Genomic DNA, 17,224 nt, shown 5'->3' with positions numbered 1-17,224 from the left:
GGTAGCGCGATGTGTGGTGCCTACCGTGCCGTGTCGAGCCACTGACCGTCGGCGTCCTGCTTGCCGCAACGTTGACCGGCTGCGGTTCCGGAGATTCGACGGTCGCGAAGACGCCGCAAGCCACCACGGCAACCGCTTCGATCACCGCCCCCGCCACGCCCAAGCCGACCGAAATCGCGTCGCCGGGTCCCAGCACGCCGGCCGACCCGTGCGCGGTCAACCTGGCGTCGCCCACGATCGCGAAGGTGGTCTCCGACCTACCCCGCGATCCGCGCAGCCAACAGGCCTGGAACCCGGAGCCGCTGGCCGGTAACTACAACCAGTGCGCACCGCTTTCCGCGGTGATCATCAAGGCCAACACCAACGCGGTGAATGCGACGACCCGGGCGGTGCTGTTTCATCTCGGCCAGTTCATCCCGCAGGGGGTGCCGGACACCTACGGGTTCAACGGCATCGACGCGGCGCAAACCACCGGCGACACGGTGGCGTTGACCTATCCCAGCGGCATCAACGGCCTGAACACCAACGTCCGATTCCATTGGAACGGCAACACCGTCGAGCTGATCGGCAACGTCCCCGCGCGCTGACCCGGCACGCCTTCGCAGAACCGCGGCGGTGTCGGCCGCCTCACCTACAGTGGCTGCTGTGTTCGTCACCGATGACAGCATCGTGTACAGCGCGTCGGACCTGGCCGCGGCCGCCCGATGCGAGTACGCCCTGCTCCGGAATTTCGACGCGAAGCTCGGCTGGGGCCCCGCCGTCGACGTCGAGGACGAACTGCTGGCGCGCACCGCGGCCCTCGGGGACGACCACGAGCGACGCGAACTCGACCGGCTGCGCGACGAGTTCGCCGACGGCGTCGCGGTCATCGGGCGTCCGGCCTACACGCTGGCCGGGCTGAGCGCCGCCGCGGAGGCGACCCGGCGCGCGATCGCCGGCCGCGCCCCGGTGGTGTATCAGGCCGCCATGTTCGACGGGCGCTTCGTCGGCTTCGCCGACTTCCTGGTCGCCGACGGTGAGCAGTATCGGCTCGTCGACACCAAGCTGGCCCGCTCCGCCAAGGTCACCGCGTTGCTGCAGCTGGCGGCCTACGCCGACGCGCTGACCGCAATGGGCGTGTCCGTCGCCCAGGAGGCCGAGCTGCGGCTGGGCGACGGCTCGGTGATGCGGTACCGCGTCTACGACCTGATCCCCGTCTTTCGATCGCAGCGGGCCCGGTTGCAGCGATTGCTCGACGAGCACCACGCCGCCGGCACGCCGGTGCGCTGGGAAGACGAGGGCGTGCGGGCCTGCTTTCGTTGCCCGCTGTGTGTCGAGCAGGTGCGAGCGGGAGACGATCTGTTGTTGGTGGCCGGCATGCGAGTCAGTCAGCGCGACAAGCTGATTGATGCCGGGATTGACACGGTCGCCGAGCTGGCCGAACATGACGGCCCGGTGCCCGGCCTGGCGTCCAGCGCGCTGGCCAGGCTGACCGCACAGGCGAAACTGCAAGTACGGCAGCGTGATACCGGAATTGCGCACTTCGAGGTGGTCGATCCAAAGCCGCTGGCGCTGTTGCCCGAGCCCGACCCCGGCGATCTGTTCTTCGACTTCGAGGGCGATCCGCTGTGGACCGCCGACGGCCACGACTGGGGCCTGGAGTACCTGTTCGGCGTCTTGGACGCGGCGGGACATTTCAGCCCGCTGTGGGCGCACAACCGGGCCGACGAGCGCAAGGCCCTGATCGATTTCCTGGCCATGGTGAAAAAGCGGCGCAAGCGTCGGCCCAACATGCACATCTACCACTACGCGCCGTACGAGAAGACCGCGTTGTTGCGGCTGGCCGGACGCTACGGCGTCGGCGAGGACGAGGTCGACGACCTGTTGCGCAGCGGCACGCTGGTCGACCTGTACCCGTTGGTGCGCAAGAGCATTCAATCCGGCGCCGAGTCGTTCAGTCTCAAGGCCCTGGAGCCCTTGTACATGGGGACACAGCTGCGCTCGGGTGAGGTCACCACGGCCGCCGATTCGATCACCTCCTACGCCAAGTCCTGCGAACTGCGCGACGCCGGCCGCACCGGCGAAGCCGAAACCGTGCTCAAGGAGATCGAGGACTACAACCACTACGACTGCCGGTCGACGCAGGAGCTGCGCAACTGGCTGTTGGTGCGCGCCTGGGAATCCGGCGTCACACCGGTTGGCGCCCAACCGGTTTCCGGCGGCGATACCGTCGACGACCATGACGAGCTGGCTGCCGCGTTGTCGGCGTTCACCGGGGACGCCGCCGTCGGCGATCGCACGCCGGAGCAGGTCGCCGTCGCGTTGGTGGGCGCGGCGCGCGGCTATCACCGGCGTGAGGACAAACCGTTCTGGTGGGCGCATTTCGACCGGCTGAACTTCCCGGTCGACGAATGGGCGGACAACACCGATGTGTTCGTCTCCCACGAGTCATCCGTCAGCGTGGACTGGCACACGCCGCCCCGGGCCCGCAAGCCGCAGCGCCGGGTGACGCTGCGCGGTGAACTGGCCCGCGGCGACCTGATGACCGACGTCTTCGCGCTCTACGAGGCGCCGGCCCCGCCGAGCATGTGCGACAGTCCCGATCGGCGGGCGCCCGGACGGGCCACCGTCGTGGAGGTCGACGATCCGGCAGTGCCCACCGAAGTCGTTATCGTCGAACGAATGGGCAATGACGGCAACGCCTTTCACCAACTCCCCTTTGCGCTGACACCCGGGCCGCCCCTTCCCACGACGGCGCTGCGCGAGTCGATCGAATCCACCGCCGTCGCGGTTGGCGCCGGGCTGCCGGAGCTGCCCCGCACCGCGATGATCGACATCCTGCTGCGCCGCGCACCCCGCACCAGAAACCCGTTGCCGCGCACCTCCGACGCTATCGCCGATATCACTGCCGCGGCACTGGATCTCGAATCGTCATACCTGGCGGTGCACGGCCCGCCGGGAACCGGAAAGACCTACACCGCCGCGGCGGTGATCACCCGCCTGGTCACCGAACACGGCTGGCGCGTCGGTGTGGTGGCGCAATCGCATGCCACGGTGGAAAACCTGCTCGACGCCGTGATCGATGCGGGGCTCGAACCGAGCCGGGTCGCGAAGAAAAAGTACGACCACCACGCCCCGCGCTGGCAGGAGATCGACGGCAGCGAGTACGCCGCATTCATCTCGGCCGGCAACGGATGCGTAATAGGTGGTACGGCATGGGATTTCGCCAACGCCAATCGGGTGCTGCCGGGCAGCCTGGATCTGCTTGTCATCGACGAGGCGGGCCAGTTCTGCCTGGCCAACACGATCGCCGTGGCGCCGGCGGCGAGCAACCTGCTGCTGCTCGGGGACCCGCAGCAGCTGCCGCAGGTCAGTCAGGGCACTCATCCCGAACCCGTCGACACGTCCGCCCTCGATTGGCTGGTCGACGGCCAGCGCACGTTGCCCGACGAGCGCGGCTACTTCCTGGACCTGTCCTACCGGATGCATCCGGCGGTCTGCGCCGCGGTCTCCGAGCTATCGTATGAAGGCAGACTGCGTTCGCTCGCCGAGCGCACCGCCGCGCGCGTCCTCGACGGCTGTGAGCCCGGTGTGCGCGTGCTTTCCGTTCGCCACCAAGGCAATTCAATCGAAAGCCCCGAGGAGGCCGACGCGATCGTTGCGCAGATCCGGCCGCTGCTCGGGTCGTCCTGGACCGACGAGCACGGCACCCGGGAATTGGCCGCCTCCGACGTGCTGGTGTTGGCGCCGTACAACGCTCAGGTGTCGCTGGTGCGCGAGCGGTTGGCGTCGGCGGGTCTGGATGCGGTGCGGGTCGGAACCGTCGACAAGTTTCAGGGCGCGCAGGCGCCGGTCGTCTTCATCTCGATGACGGCGTCGTCGGTCGAAGAAGTGCCGCGCGGAATCTCGTTCCTGCTCAACAGGAATCGGCTCAATGTCGCGGTCAGCCGGGCGCAGTACGCGGCGGTGATCGTGCGGTCGGAGCTGCTGACCGAGTACCTGCCCACCACACCGGCCGGCCTGCTGGAGTTGGGCGGCTTTCTGGCGTTGACGGCGAACGCCTGAGGGCGTCCGGTCGGGCCTACCTGCCCGACGAATGCCGGCCGCGTCCGGTCGGGTCGTCGTCCGGGTCGGGACCGTAACGCTGGCCCCGCGCCGCCCGGGTCGAGCCGTTCACGCGCCGGCCCGGCGACGGCGCGCGGCGATCGCTGCGGGTGGCCGGACCATGCCAGTGCGGCGGCAGCTCGACGATCGGCCGAAAGCGCTTTTCACGATCGATGTGAGAGCCGTTGTGGGCGAAGCCAATCGGTTCGGGTCGCGACGGCGGATCGCCGCGACGGCGGCGCGATTCGACGGGATCGCGGTGCAGCACCTCGTCCGGGGCGATCGCGGCGCTGCGCGCAGGCTCACCGCTGTGCTCGCGACGGAGGATGACTTCGACGTAGTCGTCATCGTCGTCATAGTCGGACGGCGCAGCACCGACGCCCGGGCGGGACATCGTCGAGGACGCGAAGCCGACCAGGAACAGCGCCGCGCCGATCCCGAACAGCGCGATGAACGCGGGCAACAGCACGGACTGCGACATCGCGGCCGAGAACGGCTCGCGCACGAATTCGGGCAATTGCAACCCAATAGCGCCATCCCCCGCGTCTTGGTCGGACACGTCGGGCGGCATCTCGGCACCGATCCGCCACGTCATGAACGCGGCCATCGCGGCACTGCCGAGCACCGCCCCGAGCTGGCGCACCGAGTTGTACACCGCGGACCCGGTGCCGGCCAGCTCCGGCGCCAGATTGCGGGTGGCGGTGGCCGTCAGCGGCGACCACACAAACGCCATCCCGACACCAACTGCGGTGAACAGCAACGCCAAACGCCAGATCGGCGTGTCCGGGGCCATCTCGAACGACAGCCAGGTCAGCGCGATCGCCAGCACCGAAAAGCCGAAACCGCACACCGGCCGCGGATGGTACCGATCGACGATCCGGCCGACGAACGGCGCCAGCACACCGTTGGCGATCGCCATCGGCGCGAGCAGCAGCGCCGAACGGGTCGGCGACAACCCGCACACCATCTGCGTATAGAAGGTCACCGGCAAGATCAACGCCGTCGCGGCGAACGAGGTGATGCCCACGCCGACGCTGCACAGGCTGAAATCACGGTCGGTGAAGACTGCCAGCGGGATCAGCGGCTCGCGGGCGTTCACCGACTGCCAGTAGACGAAGGCCGAAACGAACCCGATGCCGGCGACGATCGTCGCCCAGATCCACGGCTGCCAATGCGCCGACTGGCCCTGTTGCAGACCGAACACGATCAGGAACATGCCCACCCCGGACAGGGCGACGCCGACCAGATCGAACCGATGCGCCTGGATGGGCAGCTCCGGAACCAGCCACACCGCCAGCGCCACCCCGGCGATGCCGATCGGGATGTTGACGAAGAAGATCCACTCCCAGCCCAGCCCGTCCACCAGCACGCCACCGGCCAACGGACCCACCAGGCTGGCGACGCCGGCGGTGGCGCCCCACACGCTGACCGCCACGCCGCGCCGCTGCGGCGGGAAGATCCGGGTGATGGTCGACAGGGTCTGCGGGGTGAGCACCCCCGCGCCGACCCCCTGCACGACCCGCGCGGCGATCAGCATGCCGGCGCTGCCGGCCAGCCCGCACCACATCGAGGCGGCGGTGAACACCACCAGACCGATCAGGTAGAGGTTCTTCGTCCCGAACCGGTCACCGAGCCGGCCGGCCACCAGCAACACCACCGCATACCCGAGCAGGTAGGCGCTCGTCACCCAGACCACGGCGCCGTACCCGATACGCAGGTCGGCCATGATGGTCGGGTTGGCGATCGCGACGATGGTCGAGTCGACCATGATCATGAAGAACCCGATCATCATCGCCCAGAGCGCGTGCCACGGGTTCCCGCTCCTGAACGGCCCGGATGGGGCGAGGTACTTGCGGTCGGTGGTCTTCTCGGCACGACTCGGCCCCGCGCGCCGGGTTCCCCCGGACGACCCGGACGTGGCCGTGGTCATGCACTCACCTCGCTTCAACGCCCGACGACCGGCTTGCCGCCGTGAGCAGGTGTGACAGCGCCCGCACGCGGCGATTCCCCCAGCCGCAGCCGACAACGGCTCGAGCAGTGTCCAGCCTGCATTATTCCGGGTCTGCCGACCACCCGCCGTCCACGGTCTGATTGACGCGCGCGCACATTCGCTGGCCCCGCGTTCAGCAAACTCGCGTTAGCCTGAAGGGACGCCATTGGCAGGAGAGGCACTATGAGCGCGCGACGCACTAGGTCGGGGCTTCGGTCCCTGAAACGATCCGAGCAGCTGCCCGAGAACGTGCCGTCCGGCCGCTCCGGTCGCCCGAAGGCTTCGACGCGCGCATTGGCGCAGGTCATCGAGCGCAGTTCGCGGGTTCAGGGCCCGGCCGCGGAGGCCCTGGTGGCCCGGCTGCGGCGGGCGAACCCCGGCGCGAGCCCCGCCGAGATCGTCACCAAGCTGGAGAATCGTTACCTGGCCGCCTTGATGGCCAGCGGTGCCGCGGTCGGTTCGGCGGCGACCTTCCCCGGGATCGGGACGTTGACGGCGCTGTCGGCGGGTGCCGGCGAAACCGTGTTCTTCCTGGAAGCGACCGCGATCTTCGTGCTCTCGACCGCCCAGGTCTACGGCATCCCCGCCGATCATCACGAGCGGCGACGCGCGCTGGTGCTGGCCGTCCTGGTCGGCGACGACAGCAAGCGCGCCATCGGCGAGCTGATCGGTCCGGCGCGCACCAACGGCGGCTGGCTGGCCGAGGGCATGGCCTCGCTGCCGCTGTCGAGCTTGGGACGGCTCAACACGCGAATGCTCAGATACTTCGTCAAGCGGTACGCGCTGCGCCGCGGCGCGTTGATGTTCGGCAAGATGCTGCCGGTCGGCATCGGCGCCGTGGTCGGTGGCGGCGGCAATCGCGTCATCGGTAAGAAGATCGTCAAGAATGCCCGCCAGGCGTTTGGCGCCCCGCCGGCTCGCTGGCCGAATCTCTTGCACGTATTGCCGCCGGTGCGCGAGGTGAGCCAGTAGCCGTCCGGTCCCCGGGTTCCGAGGTCTCGCTGGCGAATCACCGGCGAAGGGTTAGCCTTTATGAGGCGGAAACATAATGGTCTGCCACGGGTGTGAGGTGCCTCGTCAACCGAGGTGCGCAGAGTTGCAGGCGCCGGGCAATAGCCGCTTATAGAGCCTGCAGGACAGAAGAATTGAGGCGAACAGCGGCCGTGAGCAACAGCAGTTCACCATTCGGGCAAAACGAATGGCTGGTCGAGGAGATGTATCGCAAGTTCCGCGACGACCCCTCGTCGGTGGATCCGAGCTGGCACGAGTTCCTCGTGGACTACAACCCCGAGCCCAGCGCCGCGGCCCAGGACACCCCGAACCCCGCTGACGGACAGGCCGCCGCGGCGCCCAAGCCGGTCGTCGTCGCCGAGCCGCCGGCCGCCCCGCCTGCCCCCGCTGCGCCGGCCAGCACCGCTCCGGCCGGAAACGGTGCCGCGACGCCGGCGCCCGCTGCGCCTGCCAAGGCCCCCACGCCCCCGCCGGCCGAAGGCGACGAGGTGCAGGTGCTGCGCGGCGCGGCCGCGGCCGTCGTCAAGAACATGTCCGCATCGCTGGACGTGCCGACGGCGACCAGCGTCCGTGCCGTTCCGGCCAAGCTGATGATCGACAACCGGATCGTCATCAACAACCAGCTCAAGCGCACCCGCGGCGGCAAGATCTCCTTCACCCACCTGCTGGGCTACGCGTTGGTGCAGGCGGTCAAGAAGTTCCCGAACATGAACCGGCACTACGCCGAGGTCGACGGCAAGCCCACCGCGGTCACCCCGGCGCACACCAACCTCGGTCTGGCCATCGACCTGCAGGGCAAGGACGGCAAGCGCTCGCTGGTGGTGGCCGGCATCAGGGGCTGCGAGACGATGCGGTTCGCGGAATTCGTCTCCGCCTATGAGGACATCGTGCGCCGCGCCCGCGACGGCAAGCTGACCGCCGAAGACTTTGCCGGAGTGACGATTTCGCTGACCAACCCGGGCACCATCGGCACCGTGCACTCGGTGCCGCGGCTGATGGCCGGCCAGGGCGCCATCATCGGGGTGGGTGCGATGGAGTACCCCGCCGAATTCCAGGGCGCCAGCGAGGAGCGCATCGCCGAACTCGGTATCGGCAAGCTGATCACCCTGACCTCGACCTACGACCACCGCATCATCCAGGGCGCGGAGTCCGGTGACTTCCTGCGCACCATCCACGAGATGCTGCTGTCGGACGACTTCTGGGACGAGATCTTCCGCGAGCTGGGCAACCCGTACGTGCCGGTGCGCTGGAGCACCGACAACCCGGACTCGATCGTCGACAAGACCGCGCGCGTGATGGAGTTGATCGCGGCCTACCGCAACCGCGGACATCTGATGGCCGACATCGACCCGTTGCGGTTGGACACCAGCCGCTTCCGAAGCCACCCCGACCTGGATATCCTCAACCACGGCCTGACGTTGTGGGACCTCGATCGGGTGTTCAAGGTCAACGGCTTCGCCGGTTGTGAATACAAGAAACTACGCGACGTGCTGGGCCTGCTGCGCGACGCGTACTGCCGGCACATCGGTGTGGAGTACACCCACATCCTCGAGCCCGAGCAACAGCGCTGGCTGGAAGAACGGGTCGAGACCAAACACGTCAAACCCACGGTGGGCGAACAGAAATACATTCTGTCCAAGCTCAACGCCGCCGAGGCGTTCGAAACCTTCCTGCAGACCAAATATGTTGGGCAGAAACGGTTTTCACTGGAGGGCGCCGAAAGCCAGATTCCGCTGATGGACGCGGTGATCGACCAGTGCGCCGAGCACGGCCTGGACGAAGTGGTGATCGCGATGCCGCACCGGGGCCGGCTCAACGTGCTGGCCAACATCGTCGGCAAGCCGTACTCGCAGATCTTCAGCGAGTTCGAGGGCAACCTGAACCCGTCGCAGGCGCACGGGTCCGGCGACGTCAAGTACCACCTGGGTGCCACCGGCGTGTACCTACAGATGTTCGGCGACAACGACATTCAGGTTTCGCTGACCGCCAACCCGTCGCACCTGGAAGCCGTCGACCCGGTGCTGGAGGGATTGGTTCGGGCCAAGCAGGACCTGCTAGACAAGGGCGACAGCGAGGACGGCTTCTCGGTGATGCCGCTGATGCTGCACGGCGATGCCGCCTTCGCCGGCCAGGGCGTGGTCGCCGAGACGCTGAATCTGGCGCTGCTGCCCGGTTATCGGGTCGGCGGCACCATCCACGTCATCGTCAACAACCAGATCGGTTTCACCACCGCACCGGAGTTCTCCCGGTCCAGCGAATACTGCACCGACGTCGCCAAGATGATCGGCGCGCCGATCTTCCACGTCAACGGCGACGACCCGGAAGCCTGCGTGTGGGTGGCGCGGCTGGCCGTCGACTTCCGGCAGAAGTTCCGCAAGGACGTCGTGATCGACATGCTCTGCTATCGACGCCGCGGCCACAACGAGGGCGACGACCCGTCGATGACGAACCCCTACATGTACGACGTCGTCGACACCAAGCGTGGCGCCCGCAAGAGCTACACCGAAGCCCTGATCGGCCGCGGTGACATCTCGATGAAGGAGGCCGAGGACGCGCTGCGCGACTACCAGGGCCAGCTGGAGCAGGTGTTCAACGAAGTCCGTGAGGTGGAAAAGCACGGCGCGCTGCCCAGCGAATCCGTCGAGGCGGACCAGATCGTGCCCGCAGGCCTGGCCACCGCGGTGGACAAATCGCTGCTGGCCCGCATCGGCGACGCGTTCCTGGCCGTCCCGGAGGGGTTCACCGTGCACCCGCGCGTACAGCCGGTGCTGGAAAAGCGCCGGGAGATGGCCTACGAAGGCAAGATCGACTGGGCCTTCGGTGAGCTGCTGGCGCTGGGAACGTTGGTCGCCGAGGGCAAGCTGATCCGGCTGTCCGGGCAGGACACCCGCCGCGGCACCTTCTCCCAGCGGCATTCGGTGATCATCGATCGCCACAACTGCCAGGAGTTCACACCCCTGCAGCTGCTGGCGACCAACCCCGACGGCACCCCGACCGGGGGCAAGTTCCTGGTCTACGACTCGCCGCTGTCCGAATACGCGGCCGTCGGCTTCGAATACGGCTACACCGTGGGCAACCCGGACGCACTTGTGTTGTGGGAGGGCCAGTTTGGCGACTTCGTCAACGGCGCGCAGTCGATCATCGACGAGTTCATCAGCTCCGGCGAGGCCAAGTGGGGCCAGCTGTCCAACGTGGTGCTGCTGCTGCCGCACGGCCACGAGGGCCAGGGTCCCGACCACACTTCCGGGCGAATCGAGCGTTTCCTGCAGCTGTGGGCGGAGGGTTCGATGACGATCGCGATGCCGTCGACCCCGTCCAACTACTTCCACCTGCTGCGCCGCCACGCCCTGGACGGCATTCAGCGCCCGCTGATCGTATTCACCCCGAAGTCGATGCTGCGCAACAAGGCCGTGGTCAGCGACATCCGGGACTTCACCGAGATCAAGTTCCGCTCGGTGCTGGAGGAGCCGACCTACGAAGAAGGCATCGGCGATCGCAGCAAGGTCCGCAGAATCCTGCTGACCAGCGGCAAGATCTACTACGAGCTGGTGGCACGCAAGGCCAAGGACAACCGCGACGACATCGCGATCGTGCGGATCGAGCAGCTCGCGCCGCTTCCGAAGCGGCGCCTGTCCGAAACCCTGGACCGCTATCCGGACGTCAACGAGTACTTCTGGGTGCAGGAGGAGCCGGCCAATCAGGGTGCGTGGCCGCGCTTCGGCCTGGAGCTGCCCGAGTTGCTGCCCGACAAACTGTCCGGGATCAAGCGCATCTCGCGCCGGGCGATGTCGGCGCCGTCGTCGGGTTCGTCCAAGGTGCACGCGGTGGAACAACAGGAGATACTCGACACCGCATTCGGCTGAGATTCATCGGCCACCGGCTGGACTTCCGCGAATACCGGTTAACCTCGACGCATGGGGCGGACTTGGGAAAGGGTGTACATGCAGAAGTTCGCCGGCAAAGTCGCCGTCGTGACCGGCGCGGGTTCGGGTATCGGTCAGGCGCTGGCCATCGAGCTCGGTCGCGCGGGTGCCAGCCTTGCGATCAGTGACGTCAACACCGACGGTCTGGCGCAGACCGAGCAACAGCTGAAGGCCATCGGCGCCCCCGTCAAGGCCGACCGGCTCGACGTCACCGAGCGCGAGGCCTTCCTGGCCTACGCCGACGAGGTCAGCGACCACTTCGGCAAGGTCAACCAGATCTACAACAACGCGGGACTCACCCACATCGGCACCCTCGAGGTCACCGACTTCAAGGACATCGAGCGCGTGATGGACGTCGACTTCTGGGGAGTTGTCAACGGCACCAAGGCCTTTCTCCCCCACGTGATCGCCTCCGGAGACGGCCACGTCATCAACATCTCCAGCGTGCTCGGGGTGATGGCACTGCCGGGTCAGGTCGCCTACGTCTCGGCCAAATTCGCCGTCCGCGGGTTCACCGAGGCGCTGCGCCAGGAGATGTCGGTGGCCGGCCACAACGTGGGCGTGACCGTGGTCCACCCGGGCGGCGTCAGAACCCCGTTCGGCACCAACGCCGAGATCGCCGACGGCATGGGACTCGACCAGGACGAGATACTCGCGAACTTCGACCAGCAGGTGGCCAAGACGACGCCGCAACAGGCCGCCCGCAGAATCCTGGCGGCGGTGGGCAAGAACAAGGCCCGGGTCCTGATCGGCGCGGACGCGAAATCCGCGGACCTGCTGGTGCGGGTGGCCGGTACGCGCTACCACGACGTGTTGTTCGGCGGGCCGGGCGTGCTGGGCCGGCTGGTGACCTTCGGACGCCGCCTCCTGGCACGCAGGAGCTGACGCTCGGCAACCCCATCGCTACCCGGGACCGCTGGTACCGGTAATCTCGAGGTAAGTGTGGACACGAGGGAGGGCGCACATGCAGGGGTTCGCCGGCAAGATCGCGGTGGTCACGGGCGCGGGTTCGGGTATCGGTCAGGCGCTGGCCGTCGAGCTGGGCCGCTCCGGTGCCGGCCTTGCGATCAGTGACGTCAACACCGAGGGACTGGCGCAGACCGAGGAACAGCTGAAGGCCATCGGCGCGCCGGTCAAAACCGACCGACTCGACGTGACCGAGCGCGAGGCCTTCCTGGCCTACGCCGACGCGATCAACGAGCACTTCGGCAAGGTCAACCAGATCTACAACAACGCCGGCATCGCGTTCACCGGCGACATCGAGGTCAGCCAGTTCAAGGACATCGAACGGGTGATGGACGTCGACTTCTGGGGAGTTGTCAACGGCACCAAGGCTTTTCTCCCCCACCTGATCGCGTCCGGGGACGGCCACGTCATCAACATCTCCAGCGTGTTCGGCTTGTTCTCGGTGCCGGGCCAGGCCGCGTACAACGCGGCCAAGTTCGCGGTGCGGGGCTTCACCGAGGCGCTGCGCCAGGAGATGTGGGTGGCCGGGCATCCGGTGAAGGTCACCACGGTGCACCCGGGCGGCATCAAGACCGCGATCGCGCGCAACGCCACCGCCGTCGAGGGACTCGACGCGGCCGAACTGGCCAAGGTGTTCGACAAGAAGATGGCCAGCACCACCCCCGAGAAAGCCGCGCAAGTGATCTTGGAGGGCGTGCGCAAGAACAAGGCCAGGGTGCTGGTCGGCACGGACGCCAAGGTGCTCGATGCCGTGGTGCGGCTGACCGGGCCGGGCTACCAGCGGCTGTTCGGACCCATCACGCGACGGCTCGTTCCCCGCGGCAAGCCGTAGGTCCTCAGCGGCCCAACGGGTGTTCGGCGAGCCACCCGCCGGCGACCGCCAGCGGATCGGCACCGCCATCGACCTGGCGGCGCATATCGGCCAGGGCCGCGGTGTCCAGCACGCCCGCCACCTCGTTGATCGCCAGCACCTGCCGATCGGTCAGCGTATTGCGCCGGTAGAGCGGCACCACGTTCTCCGCCCGGATCAGAGCCGGCTTGCCGTCGGCCAGTGGCACCAGGTCGCCCGGAATGGCCGGGTCGGCGGTGGTGGTCCAGCCCGCGGTCAACTGCCCGGCCAGCACCGCCGCGAACATCGTTGTGCCATCCGGGAATTCACGCGGGGCGGGTAGCCGGCAGCTGCCGATCGCCGACGGCGCGTGGTGGCCGGCGACGATCCCGACGACCAGGCCGTCGCAATGTTTTCCCAACGTGGTCAGGTCCGCGCTGCGGTCCTGGCCGCCCCAGGCCTTGGCGGTGGGTTGTGTCACCAGCAGCACGGGCTTGTCCTCGGCGGCGGTGGCGTAGTCGCCGGCGGCGACGCCCTCGGGTAGTGCCGCCACCATCGCGCGGTAGACCTGCGCGTCGGACAGCGCCGTCGCGCCGGGCTGCAGGGTCTGCAACGTCTGGCCGGTGAAGGCCGGCGTGACGGCAACGGCGCCGGAGTCCAGTTGCGCCATCGGATCGTCGGCGGTCTGGGTTTGCGCGGCGAAACCGTAGGACCGCAGCGCCGCCAGGTAGACGGCGGCCAGCAGCCTCGAGGTGGGATCGTTCTTGGAACCGACCACCAGACCCGGCGCGGGGTGATGGTCGGTTGTGCAACCGGCGGTGAGCGCGAGCACGGCGGCGATCAGCAGCGCCCCGAGCTTGCCGATTTTCACTCCGAGGTGTCGGCAGCCCGCGCCACGGCTTGCGACACCGCCTCACCGACGCCCGCGTCCAGCGGGCTCGGCACGATCCGGTCGGGCGCGAGGTCGTCGCTCACGACGGAGAAGATCGCCTCGGCCGCGGCCACCATCATCTTTTCGGTGATCCGCCGCGCCCCGGCATCCAGCGCACCACGGAACACCCCGGGGAACGCCAGCACGTTGTTGATCTGGTTCGGGTAGTCGCTGCGGCCGGTGGCCACCACGGCGGCGTACTTGGCCGCGATGTCGGGTTGGATCTCCGGGTCGGGGTTGGACAGCGCGAACACCACGCAATCCGACGCCATCGTGGCGATCAGCTCCTCGGGCACCACGCCGGCCGACACCCCGAGAAACACGTCGGCTTCCTTGAGCGCTTCCACCATGCCGCCGGCCAGACCACGGGGATTGCTACTGCGCGCCAGGTCGGTCTTGACGACGTTCATGTCGTCGCGCCCGGCGTGCAGGATGCCGCGTGAGTCGAGCACGGTGATGTCCGAAACACCCATTGCGAGAAGGAGTTTCGAACAGGCAACACCCGCTGCTCCGGCGCCCGAGACCACGACCCGCAGCGAGCCCATGTCGCGGCCGAGCAACTTGGACGCGCCCATCAGCGCCGCCAGCACCACGATCGCGGTGCCGTGCTGGTCGTCGTGCATCACCGGGCAGTCCAGCGCCTCGATGACCCGTCGTTCGATCTCGAAGCAGCGGGGCGCGGAGATGTCCTCGAGGTTCACCGCGCCGAACGTCGGGCGCAGCCGCACCAGGGTTTCGACGATCTCGTCGGGGTCCTTGGTGTCCAGCACGATCGGGATCGCGTCGAGGTCGGCGAACTGTTTGAACAGTGCGCTCTTGCCCTCCATCACCGGCAGCGCCGCCGCCGGTCCGATGTCGCCGAGACCGAGTACGGCGCTGCCGTCGCTGACGACGGCCACCAGCCGGTTCGCCCACGTGTAGCGATCGGCCAGGGTGTGGTCGGCGGCGATCGCCCGACTGACCTGTGCGACGCCCGGCGTGTACGCGATCGACAGCGCGCGCTGCGTGTCCAGCGGGGACTTCATCCCTACCGAAAGCTTCCCACCGACATGGGCGTCGAAGATCTCATCGTCCCCGATGACGAGTGGTGGCACGATTTCGGACACGCGCCCAGGGTACTGACTACCCATTAGTAGGCCTAATTGGTGTGCTCAGATCAGCTTCAGCTCGGTGACCGCGGTGCGCTCTTCGACCAGCTCAGCGGTGGTCTTGTCGATCCGGCTCCGGGAGAACTCGTCGATCTCCAGCCCCTGCACGATGGACCAGTTGCCGTCCTTGGTGGTCACCGGGAACGACGAGACGATGCCCTCCGGCACGCCGTAGGAGCCGTCGGAGAAGACCGCCATCGACACCCAGTCGCCGTCGGGGCTGCCCAACAGCCAGGAGCGGGCGGCATCGACGGTGGCCGAGGCCGCCGAGGCGGCCGACGAGGCGCCGCGCGCGTCGATGATCGCCGCGCCGCGCTTGGCGACGGTCGGGATGAAGTCGTTCTCGATCCAGGCCTGGTCGTTGACGACCTCCGCGGCGTTCTTGCCGCCGACCTCCGCGTGGAAAATGTCGGGGTACTGGGTCGCCGAGTGGTTGCCCCAGATGGTCACCTTCTTGATGTCGGTGACCGCGGCACCGGTCTTGCGGGCCAGCTGCGAGATCGCCCGGTTGTGGTCCAGGCGAGTCAGCGCGGAGAACCGCTCCTTGGGGATGTCGGGAGCGTTGCTGAGCGCGATCAGCGCGTTGGTGTTGGCCGGGTTACCGGTCACGCCGATGCGAATGTCGTCTGCGGCAACCGAGTTGAGCGCCTTGCCCTGCGCGGTGAAGATTGCGCCGTTGGCCTCCAGCAGGTCGCTGCGCTCCATGCCCGGGCCACGCGGCCGCGCGCCGACCAGCAGGGCCAGGTTCACGCCGTCGAAGATCTTGTTGGCGTCCGCGCCGATCTGGACGCCGGACAGCAACGGGAACGCGCAGTCGTCGAGCTCCATCACGACGCCCTCGAGCGCCTTGAGCGCGGGCTCGATCTCGAGCAGCCGCAGTTCGATCGGGCGGTCGGGTCCCAGCAGGGAGCCGCTGGCCAGGCGGAACAGCAGGCTGTAGCCGATCTGGCCGGCGGCGCCGGTGACGGCGACCTTCAGAGGAGTTGCGCTCACGTCGATTGGCTCCTTATGGAGAAATTTCGGTCCTTTTGCTTCGGGTCGAAACTAGCGCACCGTTGCCCGCCCGAAATCTCCGGTCCGACGCCACCGCGGATTCGCCGCCGCCCATCGGGCAGGCATTGTCAGCTCGTGCCGTTTCAACCGGCGTTTTACCAGGACGCGTAGCATGGAGCACCGCTCTACCAGGCCTACGGTGGGATAGGAGGTTGAGGTGTTCGAGGGTTTCGACGCACTGCCGGAAGCGCTGCGCACGATCGCGCACGAGCCGACGCCAGAACCCCCGCCGCCGCCCCCACCCCACGAAGCCCTGGTCGACTGCGCCGTCTACGTTGCGGGGCACCGGCTGCCCGGCAAGTTCACCTACACGGAAGCCTGCAGCAAGGTGCACCAGATCGAGATGCTGGGCCACGAGGCCTTCGTCTGGGTGGGTTTGCACGAGCCCGACGAGGTCCAGATGAAGGAAGTCGCAGACGTTTTCGGCTTGCATGCGCTGGCCGTCGAGGACGCGGTGTGCGCACATCAGCGCCCCAAGCTGGAGCGCTACGACGACACCTTGGTGCTGGTGCTCAAGACGGTCAAGTACGTCCCGCACGAGTCGGTGGCGCTCGCACGCGAGATCGTGGAGAGCGGCGAGGTGATGGTCTTCGTCGGCAAGGACTTCGTGGTCACGGTCCGCCACGGCGAGCACAGCGGACTGGCGGACGTGCGCAAGCAGATGGAGGCCGACGCCGAACAACTGATGCTGGGGCCGTATGCGGTGATGCACGCGATCGCCGACTATGTCGTGGACCGCTACCTCGAGGTCACCCAGCTGATGGAAACCGACATCGACAGCATCGAGGAGGTGGCGTTCGCCCCGGGCCGCAAGCTCGACATCGAGCCGATCTACATGCTCAAGCGCGAGGTCGTCGAGCTTCGCCGCTGCGTCAACCCGCTGTCGGCCGCATTCCATCGCATGCAGGTGGAAAACAAGGATCTGATCTCCAAAGAAGTACGGCGTTATCTGCGCGACGTCGGCGACCACCACTCTGCCGCCGCCGATCAGATCGCCAGCTACGACGACATGCTCAACTCGCTGGTTCAGGCGGCGCTGGCGCGAGTTGGCATGCAGCAGAACAACGACATGCGCAAGATGGCGGCCTGGGCCGGTATCTTGGCGGTGCCCACCATGGTCGCCGCCATCTACGGCATGAACTTCCATTTCATGCCCGAGCTGGACTGGACCTGGGGTTATCCGGGTGTGATGGGCTTGATGACGCTGGCCTGCCTGATCCTGTACTTCCAATTCCGCAGGAACAACTGGCTTTAACCGCTTCGAGCGTGCGCCCTGGGCTGTGAGTGTGC

Annotated in this window: 11 protein-coding genes; 7 read left to right on the top strand and 4 right to left on the bottom strand. The window is 67.6% G+C overall.

The genetic code is table 11. The features are described from left to right. The first annotated feature begins 11 nt into the window (after positions 1–11). On the top strand, positions 12–587 hold the full coding sequence (locus G6N55_RS24315; RefSeq protein WP_085221012.1) for an LppP/LprE family lipoprotein: 576 nt from the start codon (positions 12–14) through the stop codon (positions 585–587). A gap of 58 nt (positions 588–645) precedes the next feature. Then, complete coding sequence (locus tag G6N55_RS24310) at positions 646–4,044, top strand: TM0106 family RecB-like putative nuclease (protein ID WP_085221013.1); 3,399 nt, start codon at positions 646–648, stop codon at positions 4,042–4,044. Positions 4,045–4,060: 16 nt separating this feature from the next. Here the strand turns inward: G6N55_RS24310 and G6N55_RS24305 are convergent, their stop codons facing one another. Next, positions 4,061–6,013, bottom strand: a complete 1,953-nt coding sequence (locus G6N55_RS24305; RefSeq protein WP_085221014.1) for an MFS transporter — start codon at positions 6,011–6,013, stop codon at positions 4,061–4,063. Positions 6,014–6,256: 243 nt separating this feature from the next. Here G6N55_RS24305 and G6N55_RS24300 point away from each other — a divergent pair, with 243 nt between their 5' ends. From G6N55_RS24300 to G6N55_RS24285, 4 genes are all read left to right on the top strand, one after another. Next, positions 6,257–7,045, top strand: a complete 789-nt coding sequence (locus tag G6N55_RS24300; protein ID WP_085221015.1) for a hypothetical protein — start codon at positions 6,257–6,259, stop codon at positions 7,043–7,045. Between the two features lie 191 nt (positions 7,046–7,236). Next, a complete protein-coding gene (locus G6N55_RS24295) occupies positions 7,237–10,947 on the top strand; it encodes a multifunctional oxoglutarate decarboxylase/oxoglutarate dehydrogenase thiamine pyrophosphate-binding subunit/dihydrolipoyllysine-residue succinyltransferase subunit (protein WP_085221016.1) in 3,711 nt (1,236 codons plus the stop codon). A gap of 78 nt (positions 10,948–11,025) precedes the next feature. Beyond that, positions 11,026–11,892, top strand: a complete 867-nt coding sequence (locus G6N55_RS24290; protein ID WP_085221258.1) for an SDR family NAD(P)-dependent oxidoreductase — start codon at positions 11,026–11,028, stop codon at positions 11,890–11,892. Positions 11,893–11,971: 79 nt separating this feature from the next. Next, on the top strand, positions 11,972–12,805 hold the full coding sequence (locus tag G6N55_RS24285) for an SDR family NAD(P)-dependent oxidoreductase (RefSeq protein ID WP_085221017.1): 834 nt from the start codon (positions 11,972–11,974) through the stop codon (positions 12,803–12,805). 4 nt (positions 12,806–12,809) lie between these two features. On the opposite strand, the gene G6N55_RS24280 is transcribed toward G6N55_RS24285, so the two are convergent. From G6N55_RS24280 to G6N55_RS24270, 3 genes are read right to left on the bottom strand one after another with little or no spacing between them, the layout of a single operon-like run. Next, positions 12,810–13,673, bottom strand: coding sequence for a glycine betaine ABC transporter substrate-binding protein (locus G6N55_RS24280; RefSeq protein ID WP_085221018.1), 864 nt, complete (start codon positions 13,671–13,673; stop codon positions 12,810–12,812). Then, the gene (locus tag G6N55_RS24275; protein ID WP_232078826.1) at positions 13,670–14,839 is read right to left on the bottom strand and encodes an NAD(P)-dependent malic enzyme; all 1,170 of its coding nucleotides are present in this window, start codon (positions 14,837–14,839) and stop codon (positions 13,670–13,672) included. The genes G6N55_RS24280 and G6N55_RS24275 overlap by 4 nt, the downstream gene beginning before the upstream one ends. A 45-nt stretch (positions 14,840–14,884) precedes the next feature. Then, positions 14,885–15,874, bottom strand: a complete 990-nt coding sequence (locus G6N55_RS24270; RefSeq protein WP_085221020.1) for a malate dehydrogenase — start codon at positions 15,872–15,874, stop codon at positions 14,885–14,887. 217 nt (positions 15,875–16,091) lie between these two features. On the opposite strand from G6N55_RS24270, the gene corA reads away from it, so the two are divergent. Beyond that, positions 16,092–17,189, top strand: coding sequence for a magnesium/cobalt transporter CorA (gene corA, locus G6N55_RS24265; protein ID WP_085221021.1), 1,098 nt, complete (start codon positions 16,092–16,094; stop codon positions 17,187–17,189). Positions 17,190–17,224 lie beyond the last annotated feature (35 nt).

Origin of the sequence: Mycobacterium florentinum (assembly GCF_010730355.1) — a bacterium.
Lineage (GTDB): Bacteria > Actinomycetota > Actinomycetes > Mycobacteriales > Mycobacteriaceae > Mycobacterium > Mycobacterium florentinum.
This window is presented reverse-complemented; position numbering and strand designations above follow the sequence as displayed.

What these genes read in the sequence shown, in the direction of transcription:
- G6N55_RS24305 (WP_085221014.1), bottom strand. Translation starts at nt 6,013, where the DNA reads ATGACCACGGCCACGTCCGGGTCGTCCGGGGGAACCCGGCGCGCGGGG.
- G6N55_RS24300 (WP_085221015.1), top strand. Translation starts at nt 6,257, where the DNA reads ATGAGCGCGCGACGCACTAGGTCGGGGCTTCGGTCCCTGAAACGATCC.
- G6N55_RS24290 (WP_085221258.1), top strand. Translation starts at nt 11,026, where the DNA reads ATGCAGAAGTTCGCCGGCAAAGTCGCCGTCGTGACCGGCGCGGGTTCG.
- G6N55_RS24285 (WP_085221017.1), top strand. Translation starts at nt 11,972, where the DNA reads ATGCAGGGGTTCGCCGGCAAGATCGCGGTGGTCACGGGCGCGGGTTCG.